The 25,076-nt window shown below is 64.9% G+C and carries 15 protein-coding genes; 8 read left to right on the plus strand and 7 right to left on the minus strand.

Annotation, left to right across the window (positions count from 1 at the left end; translation table 11 throughout):
• Window positions 1-339 precede the first annotated feature (339 nt).
• The 3 genes from K8I61_03340 to K8I61_03350 all read left to right on the plus strand — a co-directional run bounded on the left by K8I61_03340 (window position 340) and on the right by K8I61_03350 (window position 2,967).
• A complete protein-coding gene (locus K8I61_03340; GenBank protein MBZ0271044.1) occupies window positions 340-1,137 on the plus strand; it encodes an arsenate reductase ArsC in 798 nt (265 codons plus the stop codon).
• Between the two features lie 123 nt (window positions 1,138-1,260).
• Complete coding sequence (locus tag K8I61_03345; GenBank protein ID MBZ0271045.1) at window positions 1,261-1,686, plus strand: RDD family protein; 426 nt, start codon at window positions 1,261-1,263, stop codon at window positions 1,684-1,686.
• 249 nt (window positions 1,687-1,935) lie between these two features.
• Window positions 1,936-2,967: a response regulator gene (locus K8I61_03350; protein ID MBZ0271046.1), complete on the plus strand. Its 1,032-nt coding sequence runs from the start codon at window positions 1,936-1,938 to the stop codon at window positions 2,965-2,967.
• Window positions 2,968-3,074: 107 nt separating this feature from the next.
• Here the strand turns inward: K8I61_03350 and K8I61_03355 are convergent, their stop codons facing one another.
• Window positions 3,075-6,164 carry an ATP-grasp domain-containing protein gene (locus K8I61_03355; GenBank protein ID MBZ0271047.1) on the minus strand — a complete coding sequence of 1,030 codons (3,090 nt, stop codon included), beginning with the start codon at window positions 6,162-6,164 and terminating at the stop codon, window positions 3,075-3,077.
• 270 nt (window positions 6,165-6,434) lie between these two features.
• Here K8I61_03355 and K8I61_03360 point away from each other — a divergent pair, with 270 nt between their 5' ends.
• The 3 genes from K8I61_03360 to K8I61_03370 are packed head-to-tail and all read left to right on the plus strand — an operon-like array spanning window position 6,435 to window position 10,323.
• On the plus strand, window positions 6,435-7,811 hold the full coding sequence (locus K8I61_03360) for an outer membrane protein transport protein (GenBank protein MBZ0271048.1): 1,377 nt from the start codon (window positions 6,435-6,437) through the stop codon (window positions 7,809-7,811).
• On the plus strand, window positions 7,808-9,130 hold the full coding sequence (locus tag K8I61_03365) for an outer membrane protein transport protein (protein MBZ0271049.1): 1,323 nt from the start codon (window positions 7,808-7,810) through the stop codon (window positions 9,128-9,130). Before K8I61_03360 ends, K8I61_03365 begins: the two co-directional genes overlap by 4 nt.
• Entirely contained in the window at window positions 9,130-10,323 is a 1,194-nt protein-coding gene (locus K8I61_03370) for a hypothetical protein (protein MBZ0271050.1), read from the plus strand. The genes K8I61_03365 and K8I61_03370 overlap by 1 nt, the downstream gene beginning before the upstream one ends.
• Before the next feature lie 222 nt (window positions 10,324-10,545).
• Here K8I61_03370 and K8I61_03375 read toward each other — a convergent pair whose 3' ends face one another.
• Window positions 10,546-11,046: a hypothetical protein gene (locus K8I61_03375; protein MBZ0271051.1), complete on the minus strand. Its 501-nt coding sequence runs from the start codon at window positions 11,044-11,046 to the stop codon at window positions 10,546-10,548.
• 269 nt (window positions 11,047-11,315) lie between these two features.
• Window positions 11,316-13,085 (minus strand): hypothetical protein, encoded by a 1,770-nt coding sequence (locus K8I61_03380; GenBank protein ID MBZ0271052.1) that lies wholly within the window; start codon window positions 13,083-13,085, stop codon window positions 11,316-11,318.
• Window positions 13,086-13,311: 226 nt separating this feature from the next.
• Here K8I61_03380 and K8I61_03385 point away from each other — a divergent pair, with 226 nt between their 5' ends.
• Window positions 13,312-14,220: a hypothetical protein gene (locus K8I61_03385; protein ID MBZ0271053.1), complete on the plus strand. Its 909-nt coding sequence runs from the start codon at window positions 13,312-13,314 to the stop codon at window positions 14,218-14,220.
• 61 nt (window positions 14,221-14,281) lie between these two features.
• On the opposite strand, the gene K8I61_03390 is transcribed toward K8I61_03385, so the two are convergent.
• On the minus strand, window positions 14,282-15,649 hold the full coding sequence (locus K8I61_03390; GenBank protein ID MBZ0271054.1) for an MATE family efflux transporter: 1,368 nt from the start codon (window positions 15,647-15,649) through the stop codon (window positions 14,282-14,284).
• A 183-nt stretch (window positions 15,650-15,832) separates the two neighbouring features.
• Here K8I61_03390 and K8I61_03395 point away from each other — a divergent pair, with 183 nt between their 5' ends.
• Window positions 15,833-18,094, plus strand: a complete 2,262-nt coding sequence (locus K8I61_03395) for a DnaJ domain-containing protein (protein MBZ0271055.1) — start codon at window positions 15,833-15,835, stop codon at window positions 18,092-18,094.
• A gap of 375 nt (window positions 18,095-18,469) precedes the next feature.
• On the opposite strand, the gene K8I61_03400 is transcribed toward K8I61_03395, so the two are convergent.
• The 3 genes from K8I61_03400 to bamA form a co-directional block, all read right to left on the minus strand.
• The gene (locus K8I61_03400) at window positions 18,470-20,353 is read right to left on the minus strand and encodes a hypothetical protein (GenBank protein MBZ0271056.1); all 1,884 of its coding nucleotides are present in this window, start codon (window positions 20,351-20,353) and stop codon (window positions 18,470-18,472) included.
• 62 nt (window positions 20,354-20,415) lie between these two features.
• Window positions 20,416-22,137: a DUF2079 domain-containing protein gene (locus K8I61_03405; protein MBZ0271057.1), complete on the minus strand. Its 1,722-nt coding sequence runs from the start codon at window positions 22,135-22,137 to the stop codon at window positions 20,416-20,418.
• Window positions 22,138-22,181: 44 nt separating this feature from the next.
• Window positions 22,182-25,070: an outer membrane protein assembly factor BamA gene (gene bamA / locus K8I61_03410; protein ID MBZ0271058.1), complete on the minus strand. Its 2,889-nt coding sequence runs from the start codon at window positions 25,068-25,070 to the stop codon at window positions 22,182-22,184.
• Window positions 25,071-25,076 lie beyond the last annotated feature (6 nt).

The raw sequence follows: 25,076 nt of genomic DNA on the forward strand, positions 1-25,076 counted from the left end.
GAATGACAAGCTCGCTCGGAATGACAAGCTCGCTCGGTACGACCGGCTCGCTGGGGGCGTTGTCACCCTGAGCGAAGCGAAGGGTCTCCGCGATTGACCGGCGAGATTCTTCGCTTCGCTCGGAATGACAAGCTCGCTCAGAATGACAAACTCGCTCAGAATGACAAACTCGCTCGGGGGCGTTGTCACCCTGAGCGGAGCGAAGGGTCTCCGCGATTGACTGACGGCGTTGTCACCCCGGTGTTGTCACCCCGGCGTTATCACCCTGAGCGGAGCGAAGGGCCTCGCCGTAAGGACGGCAGAACGAATATGATCGCGTGACCGACCGGAGATCCAACCATGAGCGATAAACGAAACGCCGTGCTTTTTTTGTGCGTCGCCAATTCCGCGCGCAGCCAGATGGCGGAGGGCTTCGCGCGGGGGATCGCCGATCCGGGCGTCGAGGTGTTCAGCGCCGGGTCCGCACCGTCGTCGGTGAATCCCTACGCCGTCGAGGTCATGCGCGAGGCAGGCATCGACATTTCGAACGCGCGTTCAAAATCCATCGACGAGATTCCGATGGAGCGCGTGGGGTTCGTGGTGACAATTTGCGCGGACGAGGTCTGCCCCGCCGTGCCCGGCGACGTGTTGCGCTATCACCTCCCCGTGCCGGATCCGGCCGGGGCGACGGGTTCACGCGAGACGATCCTCAAGGCGTTCCGGGAGGCGCGCGACATGGTCCGCCTGACGGTGGACGAGTTTTTCTTCGGCGAGTTCATCGAGATGATGCAAAGTCCCCGCCCCAAAAGCGAGGAAGAATTGGAATACCGGCAACACGCGCGATGGGCGCTGGCGAAGGAGGAGCGTATGAAACGGGAACGCGAGTTCAAGAAGGTCACGAAGGAAGCCGCCGTCGACGCCCTCAAGCGCGTCGGCGCCGCCGTGCCCTGCCGCGTGTGCGGGAGCCACGATTTGGAGGTCATGCCCGGATTCTGGTCAAATGCTTTCGCGCGGGAAACGGGTGTCACCGTCCTTGGCGGCGGAAACTCGATGCCGACGATCGTGACGGTCTGTCCGAAATGCGGCCTCACGTCGCAATACGCGTTGCACATCCTGTTCGGCGTGGGCCCGGTGAAGTGGGAGGTCGAAACGAACTGACGACTCACCGCGAAGGCGCAAAGATGGCGCGAAAACCGCAAAGGGTGTAATCAATCCGGTCTTCGCGCCCTTTGCGTTTCTTTGCGTCTTTGCGGTAAATCCGCCTTTTGAGGGAGGCTCGCCATGGAACTCGCCGGAAACGGCAAGCGCTTTCTCGCGCTACTCATCGACGCCGTCATCCTGTTTGTCGCCAACAAGGTCATCCACGCGCTTCCGATCGTCGGCGTGATCCCGGGCATCATGATTGTCGCGGCCGTGTGCTATTTCGGGTTCATGGAGTCCTCGAAGTATGCCGGCACGCTCGGAAAGATCGCGCTCGCGATCGAGGTGCGCGGCCAGGACGGCGCGCGCGTCACGCGCGGCGCGGCGTTTTTGCGCGCGGGCGGCAAGATGGTTTCCGTGCTTGTGATGTTTCTCGGCTTCCTGCCCGCGTTTTTCACCGGCAAGCGGCAGACGCTGCACGACATGATCGCAAGGACGATCGTCGTCCCGGCCGCGCCTTTGCCCGCCGCGCCCGCGTCCGCCACGCCCCCCGACGCCCCGAAATAACTGGTAAACCTTCCGAAATTTCGCGCCGATAAGAAAACCCGGGGCGCGACGCAGGGCGCGAGCCATGCCGCCCGATCGCGGGGCGACGCCTTGAATTTGCGCCGCCGGCGCATTTGGGAGGGACATTCGCCACGGCGCAAGGCGAAGAATTAACAAAAAAATGGGAAATCAGAAGAAACGACGCTTTTGGGTTGTGCGCGCGGTTTGCTTTTGCGATAGTAGTTCGGACGCGGAGTCGATAAAAATATTATGGCGTATGTAGAAAAAATCCTCGTCGTCGATGACGAACCGTTCGTTCGCGACACGCTCGCGGCGATCCTCGAGACCAACGGCTTCGCCGTGCGCATCGCCGATTCGGGTGAGGAAGCGCTTTCCATCCTCGAGTCCGAGTTCGTTTCGCTTGTCATTTCCGATGTCCGCATGCCCGGCATTTCCGGGTTCGAGCTGCTCGCGCACGTCCTTTCCGACCATATCGGCGTGGAGGTCATCCTCATCACCGGCCACAGCGAGGTGGATTCCGCGTCCGTGGCCGTCGAGGCCGGCGCGTACGATTTCATCTCCAAGCCGTTTCGCGCGTACAACGTCATCCTCTCGGTCCGCCGCGCGCTCGAAAAACGCATGCTCGTCGCCGCGAACCGCGACATGCGCGAGGCGCTCGAAAAGAAGCTGAAGGAGCAGGCGCTCAGCCACCGCCTGCACGGCCAGGAAAAGACGCAGCTTCTCAACAACATGATCATGAGCTTCGTGCACACGCTCGAGGCCAAGGACAAATACACCGAGGGCCACTCGCATCGCGTCGCCGACGCGGCGCTCCTGATCGCGCAGAAGATCGGACTTACGCCCAAGGAGCAGGAGGAGATCCACCTGGCGGGCCTGTTCCACGACATCGGAAAAATCGGCGTGCCCGAGTCGATCCTGAACAAACACGGCGTGCTGACGCCCGAGGAATTCGAGATCATCAAGACGCACGTGACGATCGGCGTGAAGATCCTCTCGGAGATCCCGCAGTTCCGCCGCATCACGCCGATGATCCGCGGGCACCACGAATATTACGACGGCACCGGCTATCCCGACGGTCTGGTCGGCGACGACATCCCGCTGGGCGGCCGCATCCTCGCGGTGTGCGACGCGTACGACGCGATGAGCTCGGATCGCCCCTACCGCCGCCGCCTCACCACCGACGAAATCCGCGAGGTGATGATCGCCAATCGCGGCACGCAGTTCGACGCCGCGCTCGTGGAAATCTTCCTGCGCAGCGTCGGGCTCGCGGTGGCAATCTGAAAGTTTTTACCGCCAAGACGCAAAGGTGAACGCAAAGGGCGCGAAGATTCTCGGTCTTTTTCGTCTTTGCGTCTTCGCGATTCTCTTAGCGCCTTTGCGGTAAGCGTTCATTCCCCCTTCATCAGCAGATCTTCGTAGAAATCGCCGTAGGCGCGGATCATGCGCTCGATGGAAAAACGCGAAACGATCGTCTCGCGCGCGGCGCGTCCCATGGCTTCGCGCAGCGGGGCGTCCTTAAGAAGCGTCACGATGCGTTCGGCGAGCGCGTCGGGATCGCCGGGCGGCACGAGGAATCCGTCCACGCCGTCCGTGACGACCTCCGGGTTTCCGCCGACGCGCGTCGCCACGACGGGCACGCCCTCGGCCATCGTTTCGCAAAGCGTGAGCGAAAGGCCCTCGTAGAGGGACGGCATCGCCCCGATATCGACGCCGGGCAACAGGTCCGCCACATCGGAGCGGTATCCCAGCACGCGCACGACGCCGCCGAATCCGGCGGCGCGCTGTTTCACCTCGTCGGCCACGTCGCGGTCGTCGCGCCCGATGAAGAACACGTTCAGGCCGGGCGCCTCCTCGATAAGCTTCGGCATCGCATCCAGGAAAACCGCATGGCCCTTCACGCGGTACAGGCTGCCGACGATCGCGATGACCGGGCCGTTCGCGACGCCGAGGCGCTCGCGCGCGGCGGCGACGCGATCGGGCGTGCGTTCCGGCGGCACGGCCACGCCGTTGTGAATCACGCTGACGCGCGCGGGCGGCACGCCGGTGATTTCGACGAACTCGTTTTTCAGCGCCTGGCTGACCGTGACGAAGTTCGAGCCGGCCATCGCGCCCAGGCGATACGCCAGCCGCCGCCGCCACGGGCGGATGTAGTCGAGATTGCCGTGCACGACGCCCACGTGCGCGGTGTGCGCCAAAAGCGCGGCGAGGCCGGACATCGCGTTCATGTACATCTCGTGGCTCTGGATCAGGCGGATCTCGTGCCGCCGGCAAAGGCGCGTCAGCTCGCGGACAAAACGCGCCTTGCTCGCCGGCGGCAGGACATCCACGGGCGTGCCGGCCGTGACCATTCGGTCGTGCAGCCAGCCATGCTTGAGAAGCGCGCCGCGCGAGACGAACCGGTCGCGGGGTAGCCGGTCGATGAGCGTCAGCATCATGTTTTCCGCGCCGCCGGGATTGCCGGTTTCGATCGCGTGCAGCACGCGCACCATTTCTCCGGACCGCCACGCCGGGCCGAAGATCAGGTCGGACAGCCCGCGCCTGACGCGCCGCAATTCGCGCACGGCCGGACGCGCCGCGCCGATGACCGAGCGCATGGCGCGGATGTAGGCCAGGTCGAAATCGCTCACGTAACCGCGCGCCGCGATCGAAAACATGCGCCCGCGCGTCTCGAAGCGCCCGTCGCGCAGCGCGTCGAGAATCGCGCCGGGGCGATTCGCGGCGGCGAACACGCGCAGGCGCGCGCCGCGATAGTGGCCCGGCTTGTGAAAATCGAGGCCGCCGAAAACGAGCACGTCCGGGTTGACCTGCCGGATCTCGCGAAGCGCGAGCGCGTTTTTGTACGAGGGCACGAACGGCCCGTCGTGGACGGAGTTCCAGAGTTCCACACCGTCGAGGTTGCGCAGGAATTCGGGATCGCGCTCGAACTCGCCGACATCCGGATGCGCGAGCACCGCCACGCCGCCGCGCTCCCTGATGCCTTTCACGATGCGGGCCGGATCGTGCTCGTCGAAAAACTCCGACACGCCAAGGCCAAGGATGTGCGTACGCCGGGGCGTGGCGAATTCGATGCCGGGGATCATGACGAAATCGCCGCGCGAAATCGTTTCGCACGCGGCCTGCAACTCGCGAAAGGACTCCCCGGTCACGGAATTTTCGTGCTCGGAGATCGCCGCGAAACGTAATCCCTGGCGGTCCAGATGAAGCGCGAGGCGATCGGGGCGAAGCTCGCCGTCGTACGAAAAGTTTGTATGCCCGTGGACCATGCCGGTCAGCGCCGGCGGGAACAGGCGCCGCGCCACGAGCCGCGCCGCCTTGCGGGCGAAACGTTTCAGGTCGAAGGCGAACGGCGCGGGGTCCGACACGCGCATGATCTCCGCGCGCCCGCCCACCGCGAAAAACTTCCGCGCGTATTCGGCGCGCGTGGCGACGCCGGGCGGCAGCGATCGCCGCCCCTTGAGCAGCACGGTGATGAGGCTTTCGAGGTCGCCGGTCAGGTGCCGCAGGCGCACGCCGTAGCGATAGGACGGGACGGGAAACGCCTCTCCGATCGCGGCCTTGGCGAGCAGATTCGGAAAGTCGATACCCGCGTCGATCGCAAGCTGCAACGATCCCCAGAAGCGGCCGTTCACCTCGATCAGCCGGGGGACGCCGTCCGCGCCGCGTTTGAACTCGACCATCGCCGGGCCGGTCCAGTTCAGGTGTTTCAGAATGGCGCGGCCGCCGCGCTTCATGGCGTCATCCGGCGGGATCGACTCGCGCAGCACACTCACGCCGCCGGAAGCGGGCAATTCGCGCAGCCGGCGATGATAGAACTCGGCGAGCGGCGCACCCTCGCGCGCGAGCGCGAAATAGCCGACGCCGTCGCCGGTCAGGCGGCCTTGCAGCAGCAGCGGAAACGCGCCCTCGGGCAGATCGCGCGCGGCCTCGCGCAGGCTCGCTTCGTCAAACGCGATGGCGACGCCCGTCTTCACGTATTCGCCCGCGGCGAGCACGCGCGAGCGCCGCGGTTTGACGACGACCGGATACTCGAGCGCGGGCAGCGCGACATCCGGATGCTCCATCTCGAAGGTCACCGGCACGGGGACGGCAAGCTCGCGCGCGAGGTGGAACATGCCGAGTTTGTCGGCCGCCAGGCGCAATTCGTCGAAACCCGGCTGGAACACCCCAACGACCGCCTCCACGCGATCGCGCGCCCGCGCGATGGCGAAGGCGGTGTCGTCGGTCATCGGCATGATGAGATCCGCCGCGAATCGGCGGCATTCGCCGAGGATGTCGTCGAGAAACCCGCCCTGGTCGATCGTCGGGTTCATGTAGGTGAAGACGCCCGCCGCGTGGCGAGAGCGTCCGGCGAGGCAGGGCAGGGACGACGCGCCGACCGAGACGTAATGCCCGGCGCGCCCCAGGGAGCGCACGGCCGCCAGCGCGGATCGTTCGCCGCCATCGGTCACCACGACGCGCAGTTTCGTGTCGGCGGTCAAATCGGGTTTGCTCCCGTCCATTTTTCCGGGCGTTCGATACGCACGGGCCGAAAAATCGAAAGCGCGGGCTATCTGTCCGCGCGCGGCGGAAATTATCACGAGAACGTTTGCCGATACCACCAATTTTTTCGCGAATCGTGTCGCGCATCGCGCCTCGGGGAAATCTCGGCGAAACGGCCGCGTTTCCTTGCTTTTTCGCGGCGCGCTTTATAGAAAAGCACGGTTTACCCGAATTTTCGGCTACGCCATGGCGAGGGGTTTCATCGTCCCGTGAACCGGGCTCCGCACCGCTACCTTGTCGTCACCGTCCTTGCGGCGGCGGCGGCGTATCTGGCCCTTGCGCCCGCGGCGCGGGCCGACGTGCTTTTCAGCTACGGCTACAACGCGCGCGGCATCGCCATGGGCGGCGCGGCCGCGGCGCAGAGCAAGGATTTCGGCGTCGCGTATTACAACCCGGCCGGCGGCGTGCTGCTTCGCCACCCGGCGCTCGGCGTCGGATTCCTCAAGACGGGCAACTGGCTCGAGACAATGTACGCGGACGACGCGCCGCTGCTCTCGACCGAGGGCATCATCGCGGGCGTCGTGCTGCCGTTTCCCTTTGGCGGCGTTCTCGAGGACCGCATCGCGTTCGGATTCGCGGGCCTTCTTCCGCGCGGCACCTTCCTGGATCTTGACGTCCCCAGCGCCGACGAGGCGCAATACGTGCTTCTGCGCAATTCCGGCAAGCAGGCGACGCTTTCGCCGAGCCTTTCCGTGCGCCTGCACGATTCGATCGCCATCGGCGGCGGCGCGCAACTTTTTTCAAACACGCTCGGCTCGACGACCGCCGTCGTGGACGCCAACGGCAATACCGAGGCCTACACCGGGCAGGAGGTCTCCACGAGCTTCGCGCCGAGCTACGGCGTTATGCTGCGCCCGGGCGAGCTGGCCCCCGCGCTGCGGCCGGTCTCGCTCGGGTTCGTGTATCGCGAGGCGTTTTTCACCAAGTACCGCATCCCGGTTTCGAGCTTCATCGGCACGACGCCGATTCGCCTGGTTTTCAACGCCACGAGCCTCTACACGCCGCGCCAGTGGACCGGCGGCATCGCGTTCAACTCCGACGCGTACGGCGTCGTCTGGGAATTCGACGTCTCCTACAACGAGTGGCGCAAGTTCCCGGATCCGAGCCTGTTCGTCGACGCACAGTTCGTCGTTCCGCTCATCAACGTGGAGTTTCTGGACGGCAAGGAGATCGACCCGAATTTCCACGACACGATCACGCTGCGCACCGGTGGCGAGCTCAACATCTTCACGCACAAATACGTCGGCATGCTGATGCAGACGGGGTATTTTTACGACCCCTCGCCCGTGCCCGCGCAAACCGGCGTCACCAACTTTCTGGATTCCGACCGGCACGTCGTCTCGCTCGGCGCCGGGTGGGAGTGGTATCGCCTTCCGGACTACGACTTCGGCGGGCCGTTCACCCTGCAACTCACGGGGCAGCTCCACTACTTGCGCCCGCGCGTGTTCCACAAGAACACGAACGTCGACGCCGAAAATCCCGGATACCCGAAGATCGGCCTTTCGGGCACGATCTGGGCCGTCGCGGTCGATCTGTCCTTCGAGTTCGACTTCGAGCTCGACGAGAACGGGGAGGGCGGATCGTGACGCGCCGCCTTCTCGCCCTGACGTTGTTCGCAATCGTCGCGCTCGCCGCGCGAAACGCCGCCGCGTCCCCGTTTGACACCTTCGGCACCGGCGCGCGCGCCGTGGCGATGGGAGGCGCGTATTCCGCGGTCGGCGGCGACTCCGCCGCGATGTATTACAACCTCGGTTCGCTCACGCGCGCGCGCGCGTTCCAGATCGAGCTCGGTTATCACCGCGCCGAGATGGAGATGACCATCAACGATCGGCAGACCGACATCGACCCGGATCGCGGCGTCAGCTTCGGCCTGATCGTCGGCAAGAATTTCTTCGGACGTCGCTGGCGTATCGGCGCGCTCGTGTTCACGCCCGACGATCACTTCCTGCGTCTCATCATGCCGCCGCGCTACGCGTCCACGTTCATCCGCTACAACAACGATAACCACATCCAGGGCATGATCATCGGCATGGCCTACGAGGTCACGAAGTGGTGGTCGATCGGCGCCGGCGCGACGTTCGTCTCCGGCAATTCCGGCGGCGTCGATTTCTTCCTGTCCGACGACACGCCCGCGGAGGGCGATCTGCGCAGCAAGGTCGGCTCGGACGTCGTGCCCGTGGCGGGCATGCTGTTCACGCCGCACGAGAAATGGCGCATCGGCGTCTCGTTCCGGGAAGAGCAGAACATGGAGCTGGTGCTGAAAAACACGATCCACATGGAGCAGCTCGAGGTGCTGCCGCGCTCGGGCGTCGTCGTGTTCCACGACGGCCGCCTGCTTCTGACCATCACCAGTCACACGCACTTCTCGCCGCGCCAATACCAGGGCGGCGTGTCGTTCGAGCCGAACGATCGGCTGGTGTTCGCCGTGGACGCGACCTACTACGAGTGGTCGAACATGAAAAGCAACGTCAGCTTTTCGCAGTCGGAAATGCAGGGCGATTTCGGCGTCGTGTTCCCGACCACGCCCGAGGAAAAGCCCGACGATCCCGGCTTGCACGATGTTGTCGGCCTCGCGCTTGGCGCGGAAGGCACGGCGGTGCGAACCGGCAAGTTCGAGCTCGACCTGCGCGGCGGGTACAATCTGCGGCCGACGCCGGTGCCGAACCAGAACGGCGTGACCAACAATATCGACAGCACGACGCACGTCCTGTCCGCGGGCATCGGCTTCACGTTCATGAATTTTTCGGAGGTCTTCCCCGCGCCGATCAGTTTCGATATCTACGACCAGTATCATCAAATGGAACAGCGGACGATGAAAAAAGACGATCCCACAAACGTCGTCGGCGACTACCGCGTCAAAGGCCGCGCCAACAACATCGGCGCGCAGTTCACGCTGAGGTTCTGATGACACGCCGCTCGCGCCTCCTCACCCTTCGCCTCGCGCTTGCGATCTGCTGCGCCGCGGCGGGCGGCGCCATGCTGCATTGCGGCACGGGGGAGGACATCCTCGGCGGCTCGACCGGCTGGGGCTTCACGGGCGTATCGCCCTGGAGCAAGGTCGATCTCGACCCGAACACCGAGGGCGGGCAGATCTTTGTCGCGCTCGCGCCGCCCGAAGAGGATTTCGCCGAGCCGATGTTCGTCAAGGCCGAAGGCGCGTACTGGATTTTTTACGAGCGCCGCCAAATGGTCGAGGAGGACGGCGAGCGCCGCGCGACATCGAGCGATATCGTCGCCATCCGCGCCACCGACGCATTCACCTACGAGCCGGTCAACGACGGCGAGCCGGTCCTCATCGCCGATCGCCCGTGGGAAGACGGGTTTGTCGGCGCGCCGGCGATCATTTGGGACGCGGGCACCTGGACGATGTGGTACGCCGCGGGCATCGGCGGCGGCATCGCGCGCGCGCAAAGCGGCGACGGCATCCACTGGTCAAAAAGCGAAGCGCCGGTACTTGCGTCGGACCAGGTCTGGGAAGACGGATTTGTCGGCGCGCCCACCGTGATGCGCCACAACGGCCTCTACCGCATGTATTACTCCGGCGGGCGGATGGACGACACGCCGATCTCCCCGTTCGCCGGGCGGCTCATCGGCTACGCCGACAGCGAAGACGGCGTCGCGTGGACAAAACGCGACACCGCGCGGCGAAGCTCGGCGAATTCCGACAACGTCGATCCCGTCCTCGGCCCGACGCAGTGGTGGGACGGCATCGAACCGGACGAGGATTTCGCCGGCGCGGTGACGAGCCCGTCGGTCATCACCGTCAAGCCCGCGGAACGCACGATCACGCTTCTCTACCACACGGGCGACATGCTCGGCGATCCGGTGCGGCACGAGACGTCGATCGCGGTGGCGGGCGCGTTCGACGACTACACGAAATTCGTCAAGGCCGAGGACGGCGTGAACCCGATCCTCAACGAAAAGTTCGCGCTGCGTCTTTACGGCATCTCCGAGTTCATGGCGATGTCCGAGTCCGCGCCGAGCGTCATCCGCCTTGCGTACGACCAGTACCTCATGGCGTTCGCCCAAACCGACCCGCTCTCCGAAACGTCCGGCGGAAACCGCGGCATCGCGCTCGCGGCGTCACCGCCGAGGTAGCCCCCGGGAGCGCAGGCGGCCCGCCTGCTTCGGTACGATTCCCCGGGAGCGCAGGCTGCCCGGCGCGCCGTAGCCGTGGCGAAGGCGGGTCCCGCCTGCTTCGGTGCGCCCGTGCCCGGATCGTTCATGGACAAAATGGACATGATGGACGACATGGACGGGATGGACGGCAAACCGCGGGCGGCGCTACTCAATCCTCAATCCTCGATCCTCAATCCTCGTCTAAAAAAGCGTATCCGTCGGCTTCGGCGCCGCCACGAACTCCACCACATCGCCCACCTTCGGTTCGGGCAGCGTGAACGTGCCGCCTTTCACGTGCGTCTCGGCGCGCATCTTTTCGATATCCGCGTGGTGCGTCCACAGGAAGAAAGCCGTGTGCGTGTCGTCGGAGCGAAAAAGCAGCACCTGCGGGCGCGCGCGCGCGGCCTCGTTGAAATCTCCCGGCGACACGATGTGTGTTCCCTTCATCACCTCGATCGTGGCCGAGGGCGATTCGAGTTTCATGTGCACCGACATCGTCTTGAGCTTCACGCCGTCGTTGGCCCCCTTGTCGACGAACACGATGAACGCGTGATCGCCGACCTTCGTCACCTGCGTGACGTTGCCCGTGACGCGCACCTCGTATTTGGGCTTTTCATCAGACGCGCCGGCGGCGACGGGTTTGGCGACGGCGGGCGTCGCGAAAAGAAGCGCGGCGAAAAGCAGATTCACCACAGAGAACACAAAGGACACAGAGGAACGAAAAGGAATTTGAATCGCAAAACGAATGCGCGGGAACATGGGATTCCTCCAGGGAACGCGAGAAGCCGCGTTGGATTCGGGCTTATCAGAAAAGCGGGGCGCAACGAAGCGCGCCCCGCGTACTTTGTGATCTCCGTGTCCTCCGTGTCCTCCGTGGTGCAAATGCGTTTGCGATGACGTCTGGGGCCACCTGACCGCGCGCTATCGCTTGCGGCACTGACAGCGCAACACGCGCTATTGCCGGCGTTCGCTCAGCATCCGCAGCAGCCGTCGTCGTCGTCATCGTCGCCGTCGTTGCCGCCGCCGGCGTTGATATCGTTGTCGTCGTCGAACGCATCGTCATCGGAATCGTCGTCGCTGTCGTCGTCGCTGTCGTCATCAAAATCGTCGTCGAGGACGTCGTCATCGTCGCTATCGTCATCGGCCACATCGTCGTCCGCTGCGTCGTCATCGAAATCGTCGTCGGCGAAGTCGTCGTCACAATCATCGTCATCATCGTCGCTATCGTCGTCCGCGGTATCGTCGTCGGCCGTATCGTCGTCATCGTCGCCGGGGATGCAACTGCTCGGCTGGCCGGGCGTCGGATTTTGTTCCGTCCACGTGACGGACAGATTCTCGCTTGTCTCGTCCTCCGTCGGCCCCTCCAGCCCCGCGCCGTTGTTGCCGCCGCTCTTGTCCTCCGTGCCTTCGGTCTGCGTGCAGCGGTTGAACGCCTTGTCGAGCGCGTGTACCGCCGTGTCGGCCGGGTCTTGCGAGCCGATCGCGGTGTCGGCCGCGTAGACGCTCGTTTCCGAGCCGCCGTCCGGGCCGTCGATGGTCACGCCCGTCTTGTCCACGAACGAGGAGCCGTCGCCCCACATCACCATGTCGCAATCGCCGACGAGATCCGATGCGCCGTCCCAGTAATACAGCACGACGGCCGGCCCGGCTTGCGAGAGATGCGGCCCCGCGCCGAGCGAGCCGGGGAAAGCCTCGAGCATGTTCGGAGCGCCGCTCGTATCCTTGATTTCGTAATCGGGCGGAAATCCCCACGCGGTCTGGAACGCCGCGCCGTCGAGGGCCACGGTCAGCCCGCCGCTGGGCGGAATGCCCATGCCGTCCGCGGGAAACTTCGCGTTGAAGTAGCCGTTCGCGCCCGAGCGCGTGTCCACCGTGCCGTTGCCCTTGACCACGCCGTAATATTGATCGCTGTTGGAAAGATAGAGGCTGCCAAGGCCGATCCAGTAATTCGAACGATTGATCAGCTCGACGAATCCGTCGCCCGCGGGGACGGCGAGAATTTCGTTGAGAAGCGGGCAATGATCCTGCGCGAACTGAAACAGCCCTTCATCCAGGTCGTCGTCGGTCGTCTCGATGGGATCGGCCGTCGCGCCGCCCGCGCCGACCTCAAGCACGATCCATTGCCCGTGCTCCACGTCCTGCCCCGGACCGATCGCAAGCGGCGTCTCGTTCAAAATGGCGCCGTTCGCGCCGATGGCGACCGGCGAGGCCTCCGAACCCAGGAAATCGACCACGCTGTCGTAGTCCGGCCCGTCGAGCGTGCCGTCGTGATCGGCGATGAACGCGCGCACCTCGGCGCCGCTCGCGAGCGCGTGCATGTTCAGTCGAAAGCGATAGCGCGGGTCCTTGCCGCCGGCCAGATCGCCGGTCACATCCGGCTGAAGCGCCACGACGACGCGCTGCGAATACGCGTGGGGCAGGGCGTAGCCCTTGGCCTGCAGCGTCCAGCTTTCGTCGGTCTCAAGTTTCACGAACGCGGAATTGCCATCCGAAAGGCCGGGATCATCCCAACGCGCCGCGCCGCCGTCGTAGGAAAGTGCCTCCGTTTCCGTGTGATTGCCAAGGATATTGAAGTGGTCCACGAAATAGCCCCAGCCGTTGGCGACCGTGCTCCCCGTCACGTCGTGCGGCCAGCGGTACGGCTCTCCGGCCGTGGCGGCATAGGCAGCGAACATCAGGCTTACGGTGGCAAGCACGCCGATCCACGGTTTGCGTCGTTTTCTTTTTTCCGTGTTCTCCATGATCGGAACCCTCCAAACAAAATTTTCTGTCCCGATTGTGTCGCGCAAAACGCAACGACTCCCGTACGCAATCGCGATAAATTTTGGTCCTTGTAGCGGCGTCAACAATTCCGCGGCGAACGAAGGTCAGGAAGCCAACCGTCTTGCCCATTTGATTTTCGGTGGCGGACCGGCGTAATTTTCAACGCCGCGCGGCAAGGCGCCGCGCCAAACGGAGGGTAGACGCATGAAACCTGCTCGAATTCGAGCTTTGTGGCCTGTTTTGATTCTGGCGGCTCTTTTCGCCGTAGCCGCATTCATCGGTGCGTGCGGCGACGATGACGACGATGACGATGACGACGACGCGCCGCCGGTCACCGCGAACATCGGCTTTGTCCATCACTACACGACCGACGCCGAGGGCAATTATCCCGCCGGGAACCCGGCCGGCGAGCCGCGCATCATCACGAGCGATCTCGGCTACGTCATCACGCTTGACGACGCATACGTGTCGTTCGAGGACGTGGAGCTCGTCTCGTGCAAGAACGCGGGCTTCAAGCACGCCGACGCCGACCAGGAACCGGCCGAGGGCGAGGAAGGGTTTGTCGAGGACATCGTCGGCGTCGCCGACTACACCTTCAGCGTCGCCTGGACGCGAGAGGTTCCGTTTGTGAAGTACTGCGTCGCGACGGTGCACGTTGGACCGGCGAACGAATTTTCAAACGGCCTGCCGGGCGAGGATTTCGAGGACCTGACGCTGCGCCTGTCCGGCACGTTCATCGCGCCCGGCGGCGGGCAGGCCACACCGTTCCTTTTCGAATCCGACGGACAGACGGACGTGGATGTCGAATTCCGTGACGCCGGTGGCGCCATCGCCCCGGTGGAAACCGAACGCGGCGAGGTGACCGATTTCCCCATCGGCATGAACTACGACCGCTGGTTTCACGGCCTCGATCTCAATGCCGACGGCAGCGACGGCGTGGCCGGCGGCGTGTTCGACAACGTGATCGAATCGCTGCGATGGCACGTCGGCCCGATCGACGACACCGTCGGCGGCGCCGATGACGACGATGATGATGACGATGACGACGATGACGACGATGATGGCGACGACGACGATGACGATGCGGACGAAGACGAGGGGTCGAGCGCGTAGCCATTTTGCGATCAGCTTTCAGCCGTCTGGTTGATCGCTGAACGCTGACCGCTGACCGCTATTAAACGACGCGCTTTTTCCAGACGCCGGTCTGAAACGCGATCACGATGGCGATGCCCTTGAGGATGCTTGTGCCCGAGAGCACCCACCAGAGCGCCTCGATGCCGAGATTCAGGCGCTCGGTCAGCACGGCGAGCGGAAATCGCGCGAGCGTGAGCGGCAGGATGATGAGCATCGGCACGAGCGTTTCGCCCGCGCCGGCGAACGCGCCGACGAACACGAGCTCCGTCATCATGAAAACCTGGCTCCAGCCGATGATGCGCAGATAACGCGCGGCCGCGGCGATGACCTCGCCGTCGTCCACGAAGACCGCGGCGACGACCTCCGGCACGAGGATGAGCATCGCGGAGTAAAGCGTGACCGGCAGCGCGAGCAGCGCGGTACCGACCCACGGGGCGCGCGCGGCGCGGCCGGGATGGCCCGCGCCGAGATTCTGGCCGACCAGCGGGCGCATCACAAGGCCCATGCCGAGACCCGCGAAAAAGACGAAGCCCTCCGTCGTATGCCCCACGCGCAGCGCGGCCACCTCCGCGGTGCCGTGCAGCGTCGTGAAGCGCGTCAGCAGCATGTACACGACGGGAAACAGCGTCGCCTCCACGGCGGTCGGCACGCCGATGCCGAGGATGCGCGAATACAGGCCCAGGTCCGGCCGAAACCTTCCGTGCGGGCGCAGGATGAACGACGGCCAGCGCGGGGAGACGAGGATCGCCAGCGCGACGATCGCAAACGCCGTCCGCGAGACGAGAAGCGCGACGCCCGCGCCGCGAATGCCGAGCGCCGGCGCGCCGAGGTTGCCGGGGATGAGCAGGTAATCGAGCACGAAGGTGATCGCGACGGCGACGACCATGAACCACATCGGCTTTTTCGTATCACCGAGCGCCTGGTAGATCTGGCTCGTGGTGATCATGAGGAAGATCGACGGCGTGGCGACGAGCGTCAGGCGCAGGTACGGCAAGCCCTCGTGCGTGACCTCGGGGCTCGCCGCCATGACGGCGCGGTAGATCCAGGGCGCGAGCATATAGACCAGCGCGCCAGCGATAACGGACAAGGCGACGGACAGCACGACGCCCTGATACGCGGCGCGCTCCGCCGATACGATGTCGTGTTCGCCCGCGCGCCGCGCGACCACCGCGGCGGTGCCGACCGCGACCAGGTTCGACAGCCCGACAATCGCCCAAAAGACGTAATTGCCCGTCGAAAGCGCGGCCAGGGCCGTCGCGCCGAGCCGTCCCGCGAATTCCGTGTCGATGACGTTGAACGCCGAGACGAGATACATCATGCCGATCGCCGGCCACGCCAGCCGCGCGGTCAGGGGCGCGAGCGGCGCATCGCCGGTGATCTGGCCGGACAGGGCGAGAAGGCGTTTCATCGGGCGCGCAATCTAATGCACCGCGCGAAAAAAGTCCGGCTTTTCATCCGTCCGCAAATGGCGGGTCTGACGGCGGCCGACGCTAGCCGGCGCGGGAAAAACGGCGCTTCTCCCCGCCCCCGGTTATGGCTATGATCGCCGGACGGATCGATGCCGTCTTGCCGGCATCCGCCGGCGGAGATCATGGGTACCGACTATCCCGTTACCTACATCGGCGACCTGGAGGAATACCCGCTTGGCGAGGTGATGTATTCCCTCGCCATCCGGCGCGAGACGGGTGCGCTCATCGTCACGCACGACCGCGTGGCCAAGCGCATCTTCTTCGCGTCGGGGCGTGTGATTCTGGTCGAGACGAGCCTCGCCTGTGAAAATCCGCTGCGCGAGCTGGCGCACGCGCGCGGCGTGGCGCTCGAGTCGCTGGCGCGCGCCGCCGGCCGCAAGCCACACGATCTGCCGCGATTCGTCGTCGAGACCGGCCTGGTATCCGAGGGCGATCTGCCCGCCCTGCTCGAGAAGGCCTACACCGATCGCGTCGTCGAGGCGTTCCGCTGGCGCGAGGGAGAATATCTCTTCGGGTTCGAGGAGACGCCGCCGGAAACGCTCGCGTCGTATAAGGTCGATCTCGATGTCGCGCGGCTCGTGGAGCAAGGCATCCGCCGGGGCAGCGCGATGTTTCATCTGAAGACCTGGGCGCGCATCGCGCAGGACGAGATCTACCGGCTCGCCTCGTCGCTTGCCGAGGCCACGCGCCGGTTCGCGATGGACGAGCCCGAGCGGCGCTTTCTGGCGATGATCGACGGCCGCCGCTCCGTGATGGACCTGCTCTACGGCACGGAACTGGAATTCGATCGCGCGGCGCGCTTGCTGTGCCTGTTACGCACGCTCGACGAGGTTGTCCTGATCGAGCCGGAACCCGCGCCGGCCGCGCGGACGGCCGCACCCGATGACATCCCCGCGCCGGCTCGCGAGCTGGACGCACTCCTGCGGCGCGACGCGCCGGGCCTGTTGGATCGCCGGCCGTTCGAGCTTCTGCAGGTCAATCGCCTGCATTTTTCCGAGGATGACGTGCGCCGCGGTTATTACGCACTCGCGCAGAAATATCACAAAGCGGATCTCGTCGAAGCCCTGCCGCCCGAATCGCGCGAGCTGGCGCGACACCTGTTCGATCGCGCGAGCAAGACCTTCGAGGCGCTGGTGCGTTGGGTCAAGGCGCGCGCCGCCGGCCGGCATCAGCAGATCGAAAAGGAGATCGGCGAGCTGCTCGCGAACGACGAACGATTCCTGCGCGCCGAGCTGTGTTACCTCGCCGGCAGCCAGCGCCGCGCGGCGGGCGACCATCGCGGGGCGCTCGACGAGTTTCAAAAGGCCAACCACATCTTCGACGGATCGTGCGAGTACCGCACGCGCCAGGCCGATGCCGAACTGGCGGCGAACGCGGCCGACGTGCGCGCCGTGCGCGGCGTGCTCGCCTCGCTGCAACGGGCCATTTCGTTCGACCGCTTTTTCCCGTACGCGCACGCGGGAGTCGCGCGCTGCTACGATCGGCTGGGCCAATTCGCGGAAGCCGCCGCGGCCGCGGAACGCGCGTTCGACCTCGAACCCGATCGCGCCGACCTGCGCGACCTGGTCGTTCGGGCGGGATACCGCCTGCGCGCGCACGAGGCCGAGCAACACGCCGTCACCGCGTCCGAACGCGAGCGACTGCAGGCGCTCACGAAGTTTGTCGAAGACAAGCAGGAGCAGGATCTGTACGGCATTCTCGGCGTGACGCGCGAGGCCAGCAAACTCGACGTGCGCCGCGCGTATTTCGCGCTGGCCAAGGATTTTCATCCGGACACGCTCGGCCACCTGAAGACGCACCCCGTCGCCGAGCGCGCGTTCGTGCTGATCAACGACGCGTACGACATCCTGTCCTCCGACACGCGGCGCCGGCAGTACGATCGCGGATTGCGCGCGGCCAGCACGCATAAGCAGGTCGAGCAGATGGAGCGCAAAAAGCAGATCCACCGGCAGATCGACCGGGCGCGCTCGCTCGTCCAGCAGGGGCAATACGACGCCGCCGTGCGTTTGTTGCAGCCGATCGCGGTCGACTTTCCTGACGCCCGCGACGTGCGCGCCTGGCTAGTTTTCGCCGAGTTCCATCGCGAGGCAGAGGCCGACGGCCAGGCTCGCTGGCGCGCGGAGGAGCGATTGCAGACGCTCGCCGGGGAAGATCCGGCCGACGATCTGCCGCCGTACCTGCTCGCGCGCATCGCCCTGCGTTACGACGATACGCGAAAAGCCGTGACGCAGTTGAAAAAAGCCGTGGAGATTAATCCGAACAACATCGAGGCCAGCCGCGAGCTGCGCCTTTTGGCGCAGCGCCAGCACGCCGCGCCCAAAAAACCGGCGCCCGAGGACGACGACAAAAAAGGCCTCCTTGGCGGGATTTTCAAGAAGAAGTAGGGCGCGCCCTCCCGCGCGTCGCGCCCGTGCCCGAATTGTTCATGGCCGAATTGTTCATTGACGGTATGGACATCGTGGACACGATGGACCGAATGGACGCCGTGAACCGAATGGACGCACGCGCTCTTGTCATCCCGTGAACCGAATGGACGCACACGCTCTTGTCATCCTGAGCGAAGCGAAGGATCTCGTCGATCAGCCACGGAGACCCTTCGCTTCGCTCAGGGTGACAACGCGCTCAGGGGGGACAACGCGCTCAGGGTGACAACGCGCTCAGGGTGACAACCGTCCAGAAAAAACCGCGCCGCCCGAAGGCGGCGCGGTGCAAGCTTCTATCGCTGTTCGTGACTTCGTGCCCGGCGTCTTGCGCGCCGGCTACCAGGTCACCCCGAGCTTGGCCAGGTCGGCCGGGGCTTCGAGCGCCATGATCTGCGTCGAGAGCAGGTGCTGGTTGTAGTCGATGCGGATGTCGTTGGCGATCAGGCTGCCGCGGATGCCGCCCTCGGCCTTTTCCGGATACGGCAGGAACCACGAATTTTGCGGCGACCACTGATTCTGCACGCAGAAGTGGATCGCCTTGAGCAGCGCGGCGCCGTATTTCTTCTGCGTTTCCGTGTCGCCGAAATGTTTGGCGGTCAGGTAGTTTTCCGCGAGCGACTCACCGCGCGCGGAGGTCGGCGTGGTGCGCGGCGGGCGCGAATTGTCCGCGCCGCCCTCGTAATCCTTCCAGGCCGCGTCCGCGGTGTATTGATGCTTGATGACCGCGTCGGCGTGCGAGTAGCCGATTTCGCGATATTCGTTCGCGAGCGCCGCATCCGGCTCGATCCGCGCCATGCGCGCGAACGCCTGGCCGACCCAGCAGTAGTCGCCGACCGAGGCGTGGCCGGCGTTCATCCAAAGCTCCTTCTGCCCGGGCGCGAGGTCCTTGGCGGCCTCGTACCATTTCTTGTCGCCCGTGCGCTCATAGAGCTTCACGAGCGCGAGCATGGATTCGCCGGGGTAATAGCGCGCCTGCTCGCGCGGCGGGTTCTTTTTGTAGGCCTGCGTGAACGAGGTATAGAACAGGCCCTTTTGCGGCATGCGGTAGTAAAGGATCGACTCGCCGAGCTTGTTGCGCATCTCCTTGTCGCGATCGGTCATGCGGTCTTCGGGCATCGCGGAGTAAGCCATCGCCGCGAGCGCGTTCGTACCCAGCACGGAGCGCCCGCGTTCCTTGATGATCGCGATTTCCGGCGCCTCCGCGGGCTCCTCGGCAAGCCGCAGCAGATAGTCCATCGAACGGCGGCCGGCGTCGAAGTAGGCGTCGTCGCCGAAGTGGTTGTAGGCCTCGAACAGGCCGTACACCGAACCCGCGTGACGCACGATGCTGTAGCCGCGGTCGTATTTATCGAGTTCGGGGTAATAGATGTAATTGAAGCGGCCCTCGTCGTTGACGGCCTTTGCGAGGTACGTCGCGTTCGCGATGGCGCCGGCGCGTACCGTTTCGGTCGTCAAAGGCGGCAGCATGTTCTTGGTGCGGAAGACCTCGACGGGGTTTTTGCGATCCGCGGCATCCTCGATGAACGTGTATTGGCGGAAAGCCAAGATCTCGCCTTCCTTCCAGCCCTTGGTCGTGCCCGCCGCCTCGCGGACGACGTACGGTAGCTGCCGCCCGACGAGGCGCCGCCCCATGTATCGGGTCTCGCCCTTCATCGCCCAGCCTTCGTAGTGGACCATTTCGGGAATCTGGAAAGCGGTTTTGCCTTCCTTCGATACGTAGATGAAGCCGTGAATGCCGTCCTCGACCTGCCGGGCGATCTGCCGGAAAATCTTTTCGCCCTTCGCCTTGCGCGGATAGTCGAGCTCCTTGATCTCGCTGATCAGGCCGACCTTCACGCGGGCGTCGGCGAGTGAGGCGCCGATCTTGCCGAAGTTCTTGTGCGCCTTGGCTTGTTTGACGGCCTCCGCGAACGCCTTGTCGAACGGGCGCTGCGCCACGACGGCGATCGCCGGCTCGTTCGGCGGCAGGAAGACCTCGACCACCGCGCCGCCGGCGTCGATTCCGGTGACGCCGGCGGGCAGGGCGGGGATGGCTTCACCGGACAGGCCCTTGCGAGCGGCGTCGAGCAGGAAGCGCTGGTCGGCCTGCGAAAGCTTGATGTCGGATTCGAACGGAACCAGCTCGTGCTTGCTGCTCGCGTCGCGGGAACCGCAAGCGGTTCCGAGAGCCACGGCGAGCGCGACGACGATGGAAAGGATATAGAGACGCGGACGATGCATATACGACCCCCGAAAAATCGGTGTGTTACGGAGAAAGGAAAAGACGCACGCCTTGTTTATCGTCACTCGGGAGGTTTTTCAACGTCCCCATCACCAAACCCGGCGTTATCCGGATTCGGCGGCGCGGCCGGACCGGGCCCCGGCGCTCCGGCGCCGCCGCCTTGGGGTTCCGGAGCGAAATCCGGGTCGCGCGGCTCGTCGAGCGGAAGTCCCTCGCCGCGCGCCAGCGCGCCGGCGATTTCCTCGACGCGCCCGATGAACGGAAGCGACAGGGATTCGTCGGGCGCGAATCCGGTTGCGGGCAGGCGGCGATTGGTCAACACGGCGAACGCGCCGTCCAGGTGCGCCACCCCGAATCGCCCCTCGGAGACAAGCCGCCCGGCCAGCCGCAGGTTTTGCGGGGACAGCTCCGCGAACGTGCACGTGCGGCAATCCGTACGCAAAAACCAGATGAACACGGCCTGCGCCGGCGCGAAATCCTCGAGGCTCTTTTGCGTGCCAAATTCCATGAGATTCGGCCGGCTCGACATCACGAGCAACAGCCGGGCGTTCGCCATCGCCACGACGTTTTCCGGCACGCGATCGGCCATCCGGCGCGCGCGAAGCTCGGCCGAGGTCGGCGTGCGGAACTGGCGGTCGAGCACGTTCGACGCCGTCATGCCGTGGATGCGATCGAGTCCGTAGTTCTGATAAAGCCCGAACGTGCCGGGCGCGAACCACAGCGCGGCGCAACACAGATTTGCCGCCGCGAGCGCCCCCACGGCGACGCCGCGCTCGCGGCCGGCCAAAACGCGCACGCGCCCGCCAAGCTCGCCAAGGCGCCGGACGCCGCGAAGAAACGCCCAGAAGACAAAGGGAAGGATCGCCGAGATCATATGCGCCTGACGCACGGGCAACGGATCGTGTTGCAGCAGGATCTGGATGACGATCGTGCCCGCGCCCACGATCGGCAAGGGGGACAACAAAAACAGAAACAACAGCGGACGCCCGATGCGGTAGAAAAGCTCGATGTGCTCGCGCGAGAAAACCTGCGCGAGAACGCCCGCCGGATCGGCGGCGAACGCGCGGAAAAACGACGCGGGAAAATTCAGGTCCGCGGAGCCGATGAAACGGCCGAAGATCGTGCCCCAGGACGGGTGATAGATCGGGATGATGATTTTGAGCGCCACGAAAAACCAGACCGCGCCGACAAGGATCGGCGCCGCCCACCATCGCGCCGGCCGCCGGTCCAGAAGCGCGAGCGCGCCGAACGCGCACAACACCGGCGCCTGCGTCTCCTTGCAGGAGATCGCGAAGATGGCGGTGGCGAAAAACGGCAGGTATCGCCGCTCCACGTAGAACACCGCGGCGAACAGCCACGCCGCGGCGACAAACGTTTCAATGTCCAGGTTGCCGAGCGTGATGTCGTGGACCGCCGGCCAGGCGAGCCACGCGGCGCCGGCCAAAAGGGCGGCGGCGTGGTCCTGAAACAGCAGCAGCCCCAGGCGGCGCGCGGCGAAGGCGCCGACCCCCACGGCGAGCGCCACCTCGATGTACCACGCCCACGCCGAACGGATGGGGATGTAGGCGATCGACGCGGGAAAAAACGACGGCCGAAAGTGGCGGTCGTGCCGGCGCGGCCCCTCGACGGTGGAGAAGAGCAGATCGCCGCGCGCCGTGTTCCACATCATCTGGTTGGTGTACGCCTCGTCGCGCCAGTCGTGCGAGAACGTGGACTCGTGCCGCGCGATACCGAGATACGAGAAGATCGCCGTGAAGGCGGCGACCGCAACCGCGAGGGCCATCCGCGATCCCCTCGCCGAGATCGGCGACCGGATCGACGGGAGGATCAAAACGCGTTGCCCACCGTGATGTAGAACTCGCCGTAGGACTCGTGCGGCTCGCGGTTCAGCTTGAAACCGTAGTCCGCGGAGATCGGGCCGACGGGCGTGAGGTAACGGAACCCGAGGCCGGTCGTCGTGCGCACCTTGTCGATGTACCAGGTCTTGAATTCGCTCGACACGTTGCCCGCGTCGAAGAACGCAAGGATGCCGAAGTTCGTGTCGCCGATGGGGATGCGGAACTCGGTGTTGGAGTAAGCCATGAAATAGCCGCCGATGGGCGTCCTTTCGTCGTCGGCCTTCGGCGCGATCTCGTCCTGACCGAAACCGCGGATCGTCGAGGATCCGCCGAGGTAGAAGCGCCGGTTGATCGGCAGCGTGTCCGTCTCGCGCAATTCCTGCGCGTGTCCCACCTTGAAGTTCTGCGCGAATACGACGCCGTTTTTCGCGTGTTTGTCGAACCACCGGAACACGGGCAGGTAATACGAAAACTGCCCGATCGCCTTGAGGTAATTGATCTCCGACAGAAGCGGCGGCGAGCCCCATTCGAGCATCGCCATGTAGACCTTGCCCGTCGTCGGCATGAAGGCGTTGTCGCGCGAGTCGCGCGTGAGCTGCGGGCTGATCGTCGCGATCTTCACCTCGCCGGGCTCCTGGTCGTCCACGTCCTCGTCGATGTTGTACAGGAAGTCCCGGATGTACGCGTACGCCAGCCGCCCGGACCAGTGGCGCGACAGCTCGCGGATGCCCTCGTTATGCCGCGTCGCCTTGAGGTTGTAGAACAGTTTCGGGAACTCGACCTTGACCGCCGCGGTCGTTGCCAGCTCGCGCAGGTCGTAGCCGATCTGCCGGCGCTGGTCGTCCACGATTGACAACTCGCCGTCCATCGGCAGTCGCGCGATCCACGGCCAGCCGAAGACGATCGTCGCCGTGCGCTGCTCGAATTCGAACGTCTCCTCGCGGAAGCCCACCTCGGTGCGGAACGAAAGCGATCGCCCGTGCCCCGCGAGGTTCTTGTGCCCGATTTCCGTGGCCGCCTGGTAGCCGAAGTACGTGTTGTAGCCGACGCCCGCCTTGATGTAGCCCGCGTTGCGCTCGTCCACGTCCACGATGAGGTCGATGTATTCCTCGTCGATGTCCGGATCGACCGGCTCGATCTCGACCTTGTTGAAGAACCCGAGCTTCATGAGCTGCTGCTGGCTCTGGAAGACATCCTCGTAGTTGAACGGATCGCCGCTCGTGATGAACAGCTCACGCTTGATGACGTGCGACTTGGTCAGCTTGTTGCCGTGCACGTACACGTTGCCGAAAAAATATTGCCGCCCCTCGGTGAATTCGTAAGTGACCTGCACGCGCGTGCCGTCCTCGGAGATCTGGATGCGCTCGCGGATGCGCGCCTTCAGGTACCCGCGCGTCAGGTACTTGGCGATCATGCGCGTCTTGGTTTCCGCGACGAGAAACGGATTGTACGGGTAGCCGGGGATCAGCTCGGCCTGTTCGAGCATGTTGCGGAAGACGGTGTCGTCGAGCACCTCGTTGCCGGACAGATCCACGGACTCGATCAGCGCCCGCGGGCCCTCGTCCACGACGATTTCGATGAAGACCTCGCCGGTGCCCTCGTCGATCGTGGCGGACTTGCCGAGGATTTTCGCCTGGATGAACCCGTTGCGGTTGTAGTGCGCGATGACGTTTTCGAGGCTCTTGTTGAAGTCCTCGGGCAGGAAGTACTTGCGCGCGTCCAGCTCGTCCTTCAGATCCGGATCCTCGTAGTTGTCGTTGTTCTTGAAGTCGATCTCCTCGATCTTGTACTTCTTGCCGCGATCCATCCGGAAAACCAGGCGCTTGACCTTCTCGCCGTCCTCGTCGAGCGCCTCCTCGAAATCGCCGGTCACGTCGACGTCCAGGTACCCCTTGCGCCGGTAGTAGTCCTCGATCTTCTCGGCGAACGGCTCCACGACGTACCGCGTGAAACGCCGGTTGTTCTTCACGTCCAGGTGGTTGTTCAGCTTCCACTTCTTCTGCGCGCAGGTGTAGCAATCCGACGGATAGATTGTCTCGATGCGCGGCCCGACGTCCACGCGGATGAAAAACGTCATGGACGAGTGATCGTGGTCGATCTTCACCGTCGTCTCGTCTTCCGTGTCGATGTCGCCGACGCGCGCCTCGTAGTGCTGCCGCGTCTTCAGCCAGTTCTTCAGGCGCTCCAGGCCCGTGTCCACGCGCTCCTTCTCGTAGGCCATCCCGTCTTTCCAGCGAAGCACGCGCAGGATCTTCTCGCGCGTGTACGGCGCAAGGTCGCCGGACAGCACGATCGTCTCGACGTGGTAGGTCGGCCGCTCGTTGACCTCGACCGCGATATCGACCTTGTTGTCGATGTCGCGCGGGGTCTGCTCCGCCGCGATCTTCACCGTCGCCTTCAGGTGCCCCACGTCGGCCATCGCATCGCGGACCATGCCTTCGTAGATCGCGATGTCCTCCGGGCGGAAGTCGCTGCCGGGCTTCAGGCGCAACACGTCCTCGATGATCTCCAGATCGTTGAGCGTCCGGTTGCCCTTCACCACGATGTCGCGCACCTGGTAGCGCGCGTAGATCTTGATGACGACCTTCACGCCGTCCTTGTGCGGCTCGGTCTTCACGACCACGTTGTCCACGTAGCCGAGCAGATGGATGCGGCGCACGGTGCTCGCCACGCGCCAGCGCGCGAGCGCCTTGCCCTTCTTGATGCGCGTCACGCGGCGGATTTCGTTGTCCGGCATCCACGCGGGAACGTCGTATTCGATCGCGGTGACGATCTCGCCAAGGCCCCGCGCCTCGGCCGCCGCGTCCTGGGCATGCGCGCGCGCGGCCGCGCCGGCAATGACGGCGATCGCGAGAAGGGCGGCGGCGATGGAGCGCATGCGGGG

Source organism: bacterium, from assembly GCA_019912885.1.
Taxonomy (GTDB): domain Bacteria; phylum Lernaellota; class Lernaellaia; order JACKCT01; family JACKCT01; genus JAIOHV01.

Coding starts and splice junctions, on each gene's coding strand:
- K8I61_03340 (MBZ0271044.1), top strand. CDS start 340: ATGAGCGATAAACGAAACGCCGTGCTTTTTTTGTGCGTCGCCAATTCC.
- K8I61_03345 (MBZ0271045.1), top strand. CDS start 1,261: ATGGAACTCGCCGGAAACGGCAAGCGCTTTCTCGCGCTACTCATCGAC.
- K8I61_03350 (MBZ0271046.1), top strand. CDS start 1,936: ATGGCGTATGTAGAAAAAATCCTCGTCGTCGATGACGAACCGTTCGTT.
- K8I61_03370 (MBZ0271050.1), top strand. CDS start 9,130: ATGACACGCCGCTCGCGCCTCCTCACCCTTCGCCTCGCGCTTGCGATC.
- K8I61_03380 (MBZ0271052.1), bottom strand. CDS start 13,085: ATGGAGAACACGGAAAAAAGAAAACGACGCAAACCGTGGATCGGCGTG.
- K8I61_03385 (MBZ0271053.1), top strand. CDS start 13,312: ATGAAACCTGCTCGAATTCGAGCTTTGTGGCCTGTTTTGATTCTGGCG.
- K8I61_03390 (MBZ0271054.1), bottom strand. CDS start 15,649: ATGAAACGCCTTCTCGCCCTGTCCGGCCAGATCACCGGCGATGCGCCG.
- K8I61_03395 (MBZ0271055.1), top strand. CDS start 15,833: ATGGGTACCGACTATCCCGTTACCTACATCGGCGACCTGGAGGAATAC.
- K8I61_03400 (MBZ0271056.1), bottom strand. CDS start 20,353: ATGCATCGTCCGCGTCTCTATATCCTTTCCATCGTCGTCGCGCTCGCC.
- K8I61_03405 (MBZ0271057.1), bottom strand. CDS start 22,137: ATGGCCCTCGCGGTTGCGGTCGCCGCCTTCACGGCGATCTTCTCGTAT.
- bamA (MBZ0271058.1), bottom strand. CDS start 25,070: ATGCGCTCCATCGCCGCCGCCCTTCTCGCGATCGCCGTCATTGCCGGC.